Raw genomic sequence first — 12,823 nt, 5'->3', positions numbered from 1 at the left:
TAATTACCGCCCAAAAAGAAAATAAAGCCGTGATATTATTGGGCGGGCATTTTACCACGCTGGATTTGGGTGGTCGGCTTTGTACGCAATTTTTCCCTGCTGATTGTATGTATCGCAAACAAAATAATCCGCTTTTGGAATGGTTTATTTATAATGGTCGCCGTCATATTTTTGATGAACAGATTAACAGCCGTGATATGAAAAAACTCATCAGCCGTATCAAAGAAGGTAAAGTGATTTGGTATAGCCCTGACCAAGATTTTGGTTTGGAGCATGGCGTGATGGCGACATTTTTTGGTGTGCCGTCTGCGACCATTACCGCCCAAAGACGATTTGCCAGCATGAATAAAAAAAATCCGCCTGTGTTTATTGTCTTTGATATGATTCGTCAAACGCCAGATAATATTCCCAAAGGCAAACGACCGCATTATCATATTTCGCTATCGCCTGTTTTACAAAATTACCCAAGTGATAATGAAGTGGCAGATGCCCAACGAATAAATGACCTATTTGAAACCATCATCAAAAAAGACATCACGCAATGGATGTGGTTTCATCGCAGGTTTAAAACACAAGCAGATGGGACGAATTATTATCAATAATTTAAACCTTATGGCAGATTATGCTATAATTTTACCACTTAAAACCATACAGGAATAACCATGACCCCCAAACGCATTCTCACAGGCATTACTACCACAGGCATTCCTCATCTTGGCAATTATGTCGGAGCGATTCGCCCTGCCATACAGTCGGTGCAAAACTCTGAGCATGATGCCTTTTTCTTTTTGGCGGATTATCATGGCATCATCAAATGCTTTGACCCCGATGAGATTCATCGTTCCACTCGTGCCATCGCCGCCACTTGGCTCGCCTGCGGACTGGACCCCGAAAAAGTTACCTTCTATCGTCAGTCCGACATCCCCGAAATCCCTGAGCTTGCGTGGATTTTAAACTGTTCATGTGCCAAAGGACTCATGAACCGAGCCCATGCCTATAAAGCGAGCGTGGATATTAACCTTGCCAAAGAGGACACCGACCCTGATTATGGCATCACGATGGGGCTATTTAGCTACCCTGTCCTCATGAGTGCGGATATTTTGATGTTTAACGCCACCCATGTGCCTGTGGGCAAAGACCAAATTCAGCACATCGAGATGGCACGGGACATCGCAGGGTCGTTTAATTTTAAATACAAAGAGTTATTTACTCAGCCCACCGCTTTGGTTGATGAAAATACCCCCCTACTGACAGGGCTTGACGGTCGTAAAATGAGCAAATCCTACGGCAACACCATTCCATTATTTGGCGATGGCAACCCCACCATTGACCCACAAAAGATGTTAAAAAAGGCAATCGCCCAAATCGTTACCAACTCCCAAGCCCCCGAAGAACCCAAAAATCCTGACGAGTGCAACATCTTTGAGATTTATAAAGCCTTTGCTACTCCCGATGAGATTAACACCCTTGCTCAGCATTATAGAGCAGGCATTGGTTGGGGCGAGGCCAAAGAAATTTTATTTGAAAAAATCGATGGCGAAATCGCTCCCATGCGTGAAAAATATTTACATCTGATGAATAACCCCAAAGAATTGGAAGAGATTTTGCAAATGGGAGCGATCAAGGCTCGCCGTGTCGCCCAAAAACAACTGGATAAAACCAGACGCGCGATTGGGATTAAACCTTTGGCGAAATTGAAATGATGATAAGGGAGCGTTATATGTCTTTTCAAGAATTTTTACAATCCAATAATAAGCCCATTTCCTTTAGAGAATTTTTAAAATCAGAATTGCCATTATCCAATTCTAGCGAAAAAATCGTCTCAATGAATTTGGATAATGATAATCCTGCGGTACATCGCTTAATTAAAAATTCTGCCAGAAGGGTTATTAGACAGCACCAAAAAGAAATTGAAGCGTTAAAGTATAAGTGAAGTTAAAATAATGGACATATTACCCATTTTCTTAAATTCGCTCAAACCACTTTTATGGTTTTTGCCAATTTTATTGCTCATTACCTTTTTAAAATCACCCTTTTTTAAAGGGTGGTTTGGCGAGAAACTGGTTAATATAAAATCCAATCGCACTCTACCAAAAGATATTTATCATGCCTTTCATGATGTTTTGATTGAAGATGATTTGGGTATGACGCAAATTGACCACATTTATATTTCAAAATTTGGTATTTTTGTGGTTGAGACTAAAAATTACAAAGGTTGGATTTACGGCAAAGCTCACGACAAAGAGTGGACAAAAAATGTTTATGGTAAAAAATACCCTTTTCAAAACCCACTTCATCAAAACTATCGCCATATCAAAGCCTTAGAAAAAGTTTTAAATGTCAGTCATGATAATTTTCATTCGGTAGTTGTTTTTACTGGCGAATGCGAGTTAAAAAGTCATTTTCCCGATAATGTTTGTTATTTATCAGAGTTTACTGATTATATTTTATCGTTTGATAAAATTGTATTTAATGAAGATGAAATTCGGTATTTAATCAACAACCTTAATTTAAAAAAACTTAAAAATAACAATGACAATAAAAAATCCCACCTTAAACAATTAAGGGAAAAACACTAATGACCGACACCACCATTCGCATTTACGACACCGAAGTCCAAGCCCTGCCCGATGATTTATATATCCCACCCCAAGCCTTTGCGATATGGCTAGAACAATTTGCAGGGCCACTCGATTTTTTGCTTTATTTGGTAAAAAAGAATAATTTTGATTTGACCGAAACTGCCATTTTGCCGATTACCGAGCAATATTTGGCATACATCAAAGAACTCGATGATACTTATTTTGAGCTGGCGGGCGATTATTTGCTCATGGCAAGCACGCTCATCAACATCAAAAGCGAGCTTTTATTGCCCCAACCTGATATCACAGGCGAAGAGCTAAGTCCCAAAGCCCGCCTAATCCGCAGGCTCGAAGAATACGCCCAAATCAAAGAGGTAAGTTTGCGATTGGATAAATTAATCCGTTTGGAGAGAGATGTGTTTTTGGCTTATGCCAGTATGCCAAGCCAAGATGTCATGCAAGCACAGCTACCTAGCTACTCTGCACAGATTTTGGTAAACAGCCTCATTAATATGCAAATCAAACCCGATTATCAAATGCATCACATCAAGACCGACCCTGTGCCACTGCCTGAACGTATCGCCAAAATCAGTCTGACATTAAGCCAAAAGGGTTTTGGAACATTTACAGAATTACTTGATAAAAATCAAGGACGTGTGGGTGTGGTGGTAAGTTTTGTGGCGATTTTAGAACTTATCAAACGAGGCATGGTTGGCTTTGCTGACGGCGAAGACGCCCTTCAAAAAAGCGAGGTAAATATGGATATTGTCCAAAATTTTGAGCTTGCTGTCATGGAGACACCAAAATCCAAAAAAACCAAACAGACCGACCCACTGATGAACCTAAATAACACAGGATTTAACCTAGCCGAGCAGACGCTGTATTGGTTACACTAAGAGAGTATTGACATGAATTTTTCAAACACGCCAGAGACATTAAGCAGACACATCGAGGTGTTATTGCACGCCAGCGAATCGCCACTGACGGCTGATGACTTAAAAAAACACCTCATGGCAGATGACAATGAATTTGAATTGGCACTAGGGCTTTTAAAAGAAAGATTAAATGATGGCGTATTAACCCTAATGAAAACTGCCAGCGGTTATCGCCTGCAAATCAAAGATGACTACGGTAGCATTATCCATAAAGCCTTTCCAGAACGCAAAGAAACCCTAAGCCAAGCCTTGTTGGAGACGCTAAGTATCATCGCCTACAAACAGCCCGTTACTCGCTCAGACATCGAACACATCAGAGGTGTTTCTGTGTCTAGCCATATCCTGCGTCAGTTATTTGACAAAGGCTGGATTATCGAAAAAGGGCATAAAGACGTGGTGGGTCGCCCTGCTCTGCTACATACCACAAAGGCATTTTTAGATGCGTTTGGACTCAATGATTTGAGTGAACTGCCTGCCCTGCCTGACCTAGACAGCTTCAAATCATCTTACAGATGACGGCGTTTTTTATTTTTGTTTTTGCTTTTTTTTCTTTTTTGTTTGATGATGGCAAATCTAACCATGCGGTGCGATGCATTAAACCACCGCTCCATGTGTTCATAACTGACCGCTGACACCAAGATAATCGTAATGGGTAACAGCATGGATAAATACCCATAATGCTCATACAAATACACCGCCACAAATCCGCCAAAGAAAAATCCCCACCATAAGGCACTATGTAGTGCCATCTTAGCAATGCTAATTTTACGCCCCACCAGCCAATGCCCAACCATCGCCCCCAAGTCAGAGGTTACCCCTGTTAGATGCGTGGTACGCACCACCGCCCCATGATAGGTTGCCACCATTGAGTTTTGTAGACCACATGCCATCGCAATGAGCATCTGTCCATAGTCGTTGCCTCGCCAATACAGCCATAAACTACCACAAAGCAAAACAAACTCCAAATACATGGCATAACCGTAGTGTCGCTTGACATTGAGTTCGCTACCACCGATGATCATGCCACTTAGTACCGACCCTAGCCAAAAAGAAGCAATGGAGATGAGAAATAATCGCAAATTATCAAAATCACCATGATAAAACGTCAACGCCACCGAGCTAATATTACCCGTAACGTGAGAGGCTGACACATGGGTAAACCCCATGAGAGCCGTTGTATTTAGGATACCTGCACTAAATGCCAATACCACCGCACCGCACAATACCCATGTCGGAATTTGGTTTTGCATAATAAATTTGCGATAAAACAAAATGCTAGTTTACAAAAATTTGTAAAAAAATAAAAGCACAAGTGTAACATGCTTGTGCTTTTTGGGTGTGATGATGGGCTATTCGCCATCATCTGCCATTGCCATGAGCTGCTCGCTGATGGCGACCGTGTTAAATCCTGCGTCCACAAACATAATCTCGCCTGTGACACCACTCGCCCAAGGCGACAGCAAAAACAAAGCAGCATTACCCACCTCCATTTGATTGACGTTACGTCCTAGTGGGGCGACCTTTTCGGTAATGTCTAGCATTTTGCGAAATGATTTAATGCCACTGGCTGCCAGCGTGCGAATCGGACCTGCACTGATGGCATTGACACGGATACCTTCTTTGCCAAGCGAACTTGCCAAATAACGCACACTAGACTCTAAACTTGCCTTAGCCATACCCATCACATTATAATTTGGAAGTACCGAAATACTGCCCTCATAAGTCAATGTCAAAAGCGAACCTTGACGTTTGGCAAGCAGTTCACGACTTGCCTTAGCCAATGCCACAAAACTATAAGAGCTGATGTCATGAGCAATAGCAAACCCCTCACGAGTAGTCGCCTCTGTAAAGTCGCCGTCCAGCTGGTCAGCAGGGGCAAAACCGATGGCATGCACCACCCCATCAACGCCATCACCCCAGATTCTGGCAACCTCATCAAAGCATTTAACAATCTCATCGTCAGAGCCAACATCGCAAGGCAACACCGCCACCGCTCCAAATTCCTCACTTGCCATGTCCACACGTTTTTTGATTTTATCATTAGGATAGGTCAAAATCAGCTCGGCTCCCTCACGGTGCAAGCATTCGGCAATCGCCCACGCAATCGATAATTTGCTGGCAATGCCTGTTACCACAAATCGTTTGCCTTGTAATAGCATATCATTTCTCACTTAAACAGGTTATCATGGGCGGTATTATAACACAAAATCTACATATTGGGCAAAAAATCGTTACGAGTGTAAACTTTATTTAAACGCACTCAATTTATAAATCATTTGGCAAATTTTTGGTTTTTGGTTATAATACATGGTTTATTTTGCATACCAAAGTCTTATGTGCCAACATTGCGACAGCCCCCTTTCTCCATCAACCAAACCTTTTGCCTTTGATGTAGAAAAAACCGCCCAACATTATGCCAACATCATCTCAGCCAGTGGCGAGAACCTAAGTCGAGCAGGACTGCTTGACACACCAATGCGTGCCGCCAAAGCCTTTCGTGATTTGACAGTCGGCTATCATCAAGATTTGCATACCGTTGCCAATGATGCTATTTTTCCCAGCGACAACCCTGATTTAGTGCTGGTGCAAAACATTGAATTTTATTCACTGTGTGAACATCATTTGTTGCCATTTTTTGGGGTAGCTCATATTGGTTATTTGCCAAATGGTAAAGTGCTTGGCTTATCTAAACTTGCTCGCATTGTCGATATGTATGCCCGCCGACTACAAATTCAAGAAAACCTTACAAAAGAAGTGGCGTTGGCAATCCAAGAATTAACAGACTGTCGTGGCGTGGCAGTCGTGATGGACGCAAGCCACATGTGCATGATGATGCGTGGCGTAGGCAAACAACAATCCACCACTCGCACTACCAGCATGCTTGGTGTATATGAAACAGATAATCAAGCTCGACATGAATTTTTAAGCGCCATTCCTAAGCGAGCACCTGCTTTTGGTTAGTCATTAGTGCTGCACAATTAGCAACCATCAACCACAAAAACCCATGAACATCATCATGGGTTTTGTTTTATCCCTTATTCAAGGATTGGTTTGCGTAGCCACATCATTGTCATCAGACATCTCTTGTACATGTTCATCGGACTTAGATTGCTCCTGATGAATATTTTGAGAGGTTTGCGGGTTTTTTGGCTGTTTTTCAATGCTTGCCATCTGCTCATCGGTCGCTAGCGTGGCAGTTTGCATGGCGAGGCGTTGTTTTTCAGCATTAGTAATCTGCTCTGCCGTGAGTGTCGCCCCACCGCCCAGCACATGATAAAGCTGGATTTGACTTAGAATTTTTTGAAGTTCTAAATTTAAAATCCCCTGCTGATTGGCGAACAAAGACCGCTCCGCATCCAGCACGTTTAGGTAGTTATCCAATCCCGCACGAAAACGAGCGTGGGCGATGTTGTACGTCTCTTGGTAGTTTTTTTGGAGCTTATACTGAGAGGTCAGCTGTCTCTCCATCGTTGCACGTGTGGCAAGCACATCAGAAACTTCCTTAAAAGCTGTTTGAATGGCTTTTTCATAAGCCACCAACATGCTTTTTTGGTTGATTTGAGCCACTTCATAACTGGCACGTCTTGCCCCTGCATCAAAGATTGGCAAGCTAATCGATGGACCAATCGACCAAGAAAACGCCCCTGTTTTAAACAAATCACTCAAATCAGTCGAGCTATATCCGATACTACTAGATAGCTTAATGCTTGGGAAATAGGCAGCACGAGCTACATTGATGTTCGCCCCTGCTGATTTTAAGGCGTGTTCAGCTTGCACAATGTCGGGGCGATGATACAGTAGTTCGCTGGGAAGTCCTGCATTAAACAAAGTCTGTGTCGTGATATTACTAACTGCAAGCTCAGGCATCAGTTCATCAGGAATGGGCGACCCCACCAATAACTGTAAAGCATTGCGAGCTTTTAAAATCTCTGTATCCGCCTGATAAACAGTCAACTTGGCAGATTCTAACGAAGCCTCAGCTTGCAGGCTGGTGGATTTTGCATCAATGCCTGCCTCAAAGCGTTTTTGGTTGATAAACAGCGAATGCTCACGTGTTTTAAGGGTTTCTAGGGCAAGCTGACGCTGAGCCAAAGCATAGCTTAGATTGACATAACCTTGTGCAATGCCTGAAATCAGTGAAATTTGCACCGCATCTTTGGCAGAATTTTTTGCCAAATAATCATGTAGTGCCACCTCTTTGGCATTAGCAACCTTGCCCCACAAATCAAGCTCATAGCTTGACATGGCAAGACCCACATTGTAGCTGTCGCTGGCATTCTTATCGCGAGCATTATCCGCTCCTAGCGATGCCCCTCCAGAAGCACCCACACTGGGGTAACTGCTAGCATTTGTAATGCGGTATTGGGCTCTGGCACTTTGTACCGCCAAAATCGCTGACTGCAAGTCTTTGTTGTGGGCAAGCCCCATCTCAATCAGGGCTTTTAGTTTGGGGTCAGCATAAAAATCCTGCCAACGCAAACTCGCCACACTCGGTGCTTCCTCTGTGCTAATCGTCGCCTCCTCTAATGTAACAAAGGGAGATTCGATAGGTACTTTTGGTTGAGCAAGCACACTTTGGGCTTTTGGCGGGATAGTACCGCATGCCACCATCGCAAGCGTCAAGCCACTAAGTAAAAAGAAGCGTGATGTTTTTATGTGATTTTTCATGGTCTCTCTCTTTATTCTTAGATTTTATTTAGGGTAGCACTGTCTGCATTGGTGTATTTATGTGGAAACAGTGAACGCATCCAGATGTAGAACATCGGAATAAAGAACACACCCAAGAACGTCGCCGCAATCACGCCACCAAGTACACTTGTACCGACCGCATTTTGGCTACCAGAGCCTGCACCTGTGGCAATCGCCAATGGCACAACGCCAATACCAAATGCCAATGAGGTCATGATAATAGGACGCAGACGTTGGCGAGCTGCTTGCATGACGGCATTTTTAAATGCAACACCTTTTTCTTGAAGCTCTTTGGCAACTTCAATAATCAAAATGGCGTTTTTGGCAGACAAGCCAATGACCGTCAAAAGACCAACTTGCAAATATACGTCATTATCAAAACCACGTAACCACGTAAAGATAATCGCACCCAACACGCCTAGTGGCACAACAAGCATGACCGAAAAAGGAATTGACCAGCTTTCATACAATGCCGCCAAGCACAAGAACACCACCAAAATCGAAATGGCGTACAACATGGGTGCTTGCGAGCCTGATTGTTTTTCTTGTAGGGTAAGACCTGTCCATTCAAAGCCCACACCATCAGGAAGTTGTGAAGCAATCTGCTCCATCGCCGCCACTGCATCGCCGTTTGATTTGCCCGCTGCTGGTGCACCTTGAATGCTCATGCTAGGCAAGCTGTTATAACGTGTCAAGGTTGGCGAGCCGTACTTCCATTCACTGGTAGCAAAGGCATCAAAACCAACCATATTGCCACTGCCATTACGCACATACCATTTGCCAATATCCTCTGGGGTAGCACGAGCATTGGCATCACCTTGAATATAAACAGACTTAATGCGTCCACGGTCAATAAAATCGCCAATTTTGGCAGAACCCCACGCCATCGAGATGGTGCGATTGATGTCGCCAACCGACAGTCCATGAGCCAGTGCTTGCTCGTGATTGACATTGACTTTTAGCTGAGGCGAATCCTCCTGACCATTGGGTCTGACCCCTGAGAGCATGTCTGGGGTTTGAGCTGCCATGCCAAGTACCATGTTGCGCGCTTCTAACAGGGCTTCATGACCCACACCGCCTGTGTCTTGGAGCTGAAAATCAAAGCCACTGGCATTACCCAGACCTTGAATCGATGGCGGTGCTAAGGTATAGACATTAGCTTTATTGTAAGCAGTCATAAAATAACCCATCGCCTTACCCGCCATACTTCCTGCATCAGAGCCAGCTGTGGTACGCTCGTCCCAGTCTTTTAGGCGGATAAATGCCATACCCATGTTTTGACCCTGACCCATAAAGCTAAATCCAGTGATGGTAAAGATGGATTCAACATTATCTGCTTCTTGGGTGTTAAAGTAGGCACTGACATCATCAAGCACCGCTTGGGTGTCTTTGGTAGTCGAGCCCACAGGGGTTTGCACGATGGTAAATAGCATACCTTGGTCTTCTTCTGGCACAAATGATGACGGCAAGCGAGTAAACAACAAGCCAAGCACCACAATCACACCCACATAAGCAAGCCCAAACAACCCTCTAAAATTAAAGCTTTTACCCACAAAACGTTCGTATCTTAGGCTGGCACTACGAAACATGCGATTAAACCAACCAAAAAATCCCGTCTGGTGGTCGATGTCTTTATGAGCCTGACGCTTTAAAATCGTAACACACAATGCAGGCGTATAAATCAATGCCACCACCGCAGAAAGCGTCATGGCAGTAATCAAGGTAATGGCAAACTGACGATAAATAACCCCTGTTGAGCCGCCCATAAACGCCATCGGCACAAACACCGCCGACAAAATAAGAGCGATACCAATCAACACCTTGCTAATTTCGCCCATCGACTGAATGGTAGCATCTTTAACTGAGATGTTTGGATTTTCTTCCAAAATACGCTCTACGTTCTCCACCACCACAATAGCATCGTCCACCAAAAGACCAATGGCAAGCACAAGAGCAAACATGGTTAGGATATTGATACTAAATCCTGCCACATACAACACCGCAAACGTCCCCAAAATCACCACAGGCACAGCAAGAGTTGGAATGATGGTCGCACGCCAGCTTTGCAAAAACAAGAACATGACCAAAAACACAAGGGCAATCGCCTCGATGAGCGTCTTAACCACTTGACTGATAGAAAGTCGAATAAATGGCGTGGTATCATAAGGCACAACCGTAGTCAAGCCCTTAGGGTAACTCGCTGAGAGCTGGTCTAATCTGTCTTGTACCGCTTGACGCACTTCTAGGGCATTAGAGCCAGAGGCAAGCATAATGCCTAGACCCGCCGCTGGCTTGCCATTATAAAAGGTGTTAAAGCCATAGTTCTCTGAACCCATCTCCACACGAGCGACATCGTTTAGGCGAACCTGAGCTCCACTACTGTCTGTTTTAATGAGGATACGACCAAATTCTTCGGCAGTTTGCAGATAACTTTGTACAGTAACCGTAGCATTAATAACTTGCATGTCCTCATCGGACGGTGCTGCTGCCAGCTGACCTGCCGATACCTGAGCGTTTTGTGCTGATATTGCTGCTGTGATGTCTGAGGGCATGAGCGAGTAAGAACGCAGTTTTTCTGGGTCTAGCCAGATTCGCATGGCATAAGAAGAGCCAAAGACATTGACGTTACCCACACCATTAACACGGCTAATTTGGTCAACAACATTGGAGTTAAGATAGTCAGCGATGTCCGTTTTGTCCATGCTACCATCTTCGGAGATGAAGCCCACCACCATCAAAAATGATGATGATGACTTACTTACCGTCAAGCCTTGCTGTTGCACTGCCTCAGGCAATGATGCTGTGGCTGCTTGTAGCTTGTTTTGAACTTGCACCTGAGCGGTGTCAGGGTCAGTACCACTTTCAAAGGTAATCTCAACAGAAGCACTACCTTGCGAAGATGAACTTGATGACATATACATCATGCCATCGAGCCCTGTCATTTTTTGTTCAATGACCTGCGTTACTGAGTTCTCAACCGTCTGAGCATCAGCACCTGGATAAACAGCATTCACTGTGATGGTGGGCGGAGCAATCTCAGGATACTGAGAGACTGGTAATTTTAATACCGCAAGCACGCCCACAAGCATAATCATGATGGCGATGACCCACGCAAAAATCGGTCGTTCAATAAAATACTTAGACATACGACCCCCTACTGTGCCACATCATCGGCAGCGTCCGCCATTGCCATTGCTTCGTCTTGTTCTTGATTATCATCAGCGACAGCATTATTTGGCGTGCTTACTTCTTGTGTGTTTTCTGACATGGTCTCTTGTGGCGCAGCTTGCACAGCACCACCGCCTTGTGAACTTTGGGAAGCTGGCGAATATGGGCGAGTTTCAACCACTTGGTCAGGTTTGACTTTGGCACCGCCAACCACCACCACACGCTCGCCGTTAGCTAGACCCTCAGAGATGACCCATTGACCTTGAAATGTCCCTGCGGTTTTTACGATGCGTGATTCGATTTTGTTTTCTGCATTTACCACATAAACTTGGGTCTCGCCCTTAGGCGTACGAGTGACAGCACTTTGAGGGAGTAACGTAGCGTTATGCATGATGGACTGTGCTAGGTTGGCATTAACATACATACCTGGAATTAGCACACCATCAGGGTTGGGAAATACTGCACGAAGTTTAACCGCACCTGTCGCTTCATCTACGCTGGCATCTGCCAAGGCAAGACGACCAATTAGCGGATATACGCCGCCATCTTCTAGCACAATCTGCACCTCAGCTGAACCTTGATCCGCCTTACCGCTTGCCATTTGCTGACGAAGTCTAAGCAGCTCTGAGGACGACTGACTGATGTCAACATACACCATATCGGTGCGTGAGATGGTTGCTAGTGGCGTGGCTTGATTGGCAGAGACCAATGCCCCAGCCGTAACTGCCGAAATGCCAATCTTACCACTAATCGGTGCTCGCACCACCGTACGACTCATGTCTAGACTACTGGCATCATAACTGGCTTTGGCACTATTAATGGAGGCATTAGCTTGATTGACGTTGGCTTTTGCTGCCTCGACATTCGCCTGTGCTGTCTTCACGGCAGTTTTATACTGGTCATATAATTGCTGAGACACTGCATCAATCCCCACCAAACTCTCCACACGAGCAAGGTCAGCACGAGCCTGAGCCAAAGTCGCCTCCTGAGCTGCAAGTGATGCTTTGGCACTAATGAGGCTGGACTCTGCTGTCTTGATGGCTGCCATACTGGCATTGGCTGCACTGACATAGTTATCACGATTAAGGCGGTACAGCTCTTGACCTGCCTTAACATAACTACCCTCTTTAAACATTACCGCCTCAACAATGCCACTTGCCTGTGGGCGAACTTCTGACGTCTCCAACGCCGTAACACGACCAGAGAAGGTTTTTACCACAGGAATACTGCTCAAAGACACGCTCTGCACATCTACGACGGTTGGGGGCATTTGTTGGGCAGATGCACCGCCTGCTTGCTCATCTTTACCACAGCCCGTCAATACAGTGGTTGCCGTTAATACCGCAATTGCCAATACTTTAAAATCGCATTTCATATACATATACCATTAAACATTTAAGTCCGTAAGGACTGACTTCTAGGGGTCTTAGGTTTTAGGGTTTTAGGGTT

Annotated in this window: 12 protein-coding genes; 7 read left to right on the top strand and 5 right to left on the bottom strand. The window is 44.7% G+C overall.

Translation table 11 applies throughout. The features are described from left to right. The 6 genes from Q4B79_RS09410 to scpB form a co-directional block, all read left to right on the top strand. On the top strand, positions 1 to 602 hold a 602-nt coding region (locus Q4B79_RS09410; RefSeq protein ID WP_303086160.1), incomplete at its 5' end, for a lysophospholipid acyltransferase family protein. A 54-nt stretch (positions 603 to 656) separates the two neighbouring features. Further along, complete coding sequence (gene trpS / locus Q4B79_RS09405; protein ID WP_303086162.1) at positions 657 to 1,703, top strand: tryptophan--tRNA ligase; 1,047 nt, start codon at positions 657 to 659, stop codon at positions 1,701 to 1,703. Between the two features lie 17 nt (positions 1,704 to 1,720). Continuing rightward, positions 1,721 to 1,933: a hypothetical protein gene (locus Q4B79_RS09400; RefSeq protein ID WP_303086159.1), complete on the top strand. Its 213-nt coding sequence runs from the start codon at positions 1,721 to 1,723 to the stop codon at positions 1,931 to 1,933. Positions 1,934 to 1,943: 10 nt separating this feature from the next. Beyond that, the gene (locus tag Q4B79_RS09395) at positions 1,944 to 2,579 is read left to right on the top strand and encodes a nuclease-related domain-containing protein (RefSeq protein WP_303086158.1); all 636 of its coding nucleotides are present in this window, start codon (positions 1,944 to 1,946) and stop codon (positions 2,577 to 2,579) included. Continuing rightward, on the top strand, positions 2,579 to 3,478 hold the full coding sequence (locus Q4B79_RS09390; protein ID WP_303086157.1) for a ScpA family protein: 900 nt from the start codon (positions 2,579 to 2,581) through the stop codon (positions 3,476 to 3,478). Before Q4B79_RS09395 ends, Q4B79_RS09390 begins: the two co-directional genes overlap by 1 nt. 12 nt (positions 3,479 to 3,490) lie before the next feature. Beyond that, positions 3,491 to 4,033 carry an SMC-Scp complex subunit ScpB gene (scpB, locus tag Q4B79_RS09385; protein WP_303086156.1) on the top strand — a complete coding sequence of 181 codons (543 nt, stop codon included), beginning with the start codon at positions 3,491 to 3,493 and terminating at the stop codon, positions 4,031 to 4,033. Here scpB and Q4B79_RS09380 read toward each other — a convergent pair. Next, the gene (locus Q4B79_RS09380) at positions 4,024 to 4,767 is read right to left on the bottom strand and encodes a YoaK family protein (protein ID WP_303086155.1); all 744 of its coding nucleotides are present in this window, start codon (positions 4,765 to 4,767) and stop codon (positions 4,024 to 4,026) included. The two genes, scpB and Q4B79_RS09380, sit on opposite strands and share 10 nt — an antisense overlap. A 99-nt stretch (positions 4,768 to 4,866) precedes the next feature. Continuing rightward, positions 4,867 to 5,676: an enoyl-ACP reductase gene (locus tag Q4B79_RS09375; protein ID WP_303086154.1), complete on the bottom strand. Its 810-nt coding sequence runs from the start codon at positions 5,674 to 5,676 to the stop codon at positions 4,867 to 4,869. 175 nt (positions 5,677 to 5,851) lie between these two features. Between Q4B79_RS09375 and folE the strand changes: the two genes are divergently transcribed. Beyond that, complete coding sequence (gene folE, locus Q4B79_RS09370) at positions 5,852 to 6,478, top strand: GTP cyclohydrolase I FolE (RefSeq protein ID WP_303086161.1); 627 nt, start codon at positions 5,852 to 5,854, stop codon at positions 6,476 to 6,478. Between the two features lie 78 nt (positions 6,479 to 6,556). Here the strand turns inward: folE and Q4B79_RS09365 are convergent, their stop codons facing one another. The 3 genes from Q4B79_RS09365 to Q4B79_RS09355 are packed head-to-tail and all read right to left on the bottom strand — an operon-like array spanning position 6,557 to position 12,749. Beyond that, on the bottom strand, positions 6,557 to 8,185 hold the full coding sequence (locus Q4B79_RS09365; RefSeq protein WP_303086153.1) for an efflux transporter outer membrane subunit: 1,629 nt from the start codon (positions 8,183 to 8,185) through the stop codon (positions 6,557 to 6,559). 17 nt (positions 8,186 to 8,202) lie between these two features. Then, the gene (locus Q4B79_RS09360; RefSeq protein ID WP_303086152.1) at positions 8,203 to 11,352 is read right to left on the bottom strand and encodes an efflux RND transporter permease subunit; all 3,150 of its coding nucleotides are present in this window, start codon (positions 11,350 to 11,352) and stop codon (positions 8,203 to 8,205) included. Positions 11,353 to 11,360: 8 nt separating this feature from the next. Then, on the bottom strand, positions 11,361 to 12,749 hold the full coding sequence (locus tag Q4B79_RS09355; RefSeq protein WP_303086151.1) for an efflux RND transporter periplasmic adaptor subunit: 1,389 nt from the start codon (positions 12,747 to 12,749) through the stop codon (positions 11,361 to 11,363). Between the last annotated feature and the right edge of the window lie 74 nt (positions 12,750 to 12,823).

The sequence above is a fragment of the Moraxella sp. genome (assembly GCF_030525845.1).
Taxonomy (GTDB): domain Bacteria; phylum Pseudomonadota; class Gammaproteobacteria; order Pseudomonadales; family Moraxellaceae; genus Moraxella.
Note: the sequence above shows the minus strand (reverse complement) of the source record. Positions and strands in the feature narration are given on the sequence as shown.

Excerpts from the sequence above, each read along its gene's own strand:
- scpB (WP_303086156.1), top strand. The coding sequence starts at position 3,491 with ATGAATTTTTCAAACACGCCAGAGACATTAAGCAGACACATCGAGGTG.
- Q4B79_RS09395 (WP_303086158.1), top strand. The coding sequence starts at position 1,944 with ATGGACATATTACCCATTTTCTTAAATTCGCTCAAACCACTTTTATGG.
- folE (WP_303086161.1), top strand. The coding sequence starts at position 5,852 with ATGTGCCAACATTGCGACAGCCCCCTTTCTCCATCAACCAAACCTTTT.
- Q4B79_RS09380 (WP_303086155.1), bottom strand. The coding sequence starts at position 4,767 with ATGCAAAACCAAATTCCGACATGGGTATTGTGCGGTGCGGTGGTATTG.
- Q4B79_RS09355 (WP_303086151.1), bottom strand. The coding sequence starts at position 12,749 with ATGAAATGCGATTTTAAAGTATTGGCAATTGCGGTATTAACGGCAACC.
- Q4B79_RS09400 (WP_303086159.1), top strand. The coding sequence starts at position 1,721 with ATGTCTTTTCAAGAATTTTTACAATCCAATAATAAGCCCATTTCCTTT.
- Q4B79_RS09365 (WP_303086153.1), bottom strand. The coding sequence starts at position 8,185 with ATGAAAAATCACATAAAAACATCACGCTTCTTTTTACTTAGTGGCTTG.
- Q4B79_RS09360 (WP_303086152.1), bottom strand. The coding sequence starts at position 11,352 with ATGTCTAAGTATTTTATTGAACGACCGATTTTTGCGTGGGTCATCGCC.
- Q4B79_RS09390 (WP_303086157.1), top strand. The coding sequence starts at position 2,579 with ATGACCGACACCACCATTCGCATTTACGACACCGAAGTCCAAGCCCTG.
- Q4B79_RS09375 (WP_303086154.1), bottom strand. The coding sequence starts at position 5,676 with ATGCTATTACAAGGCAAACGATTTGTGGTAACAGGCATTGCCAGCAAA.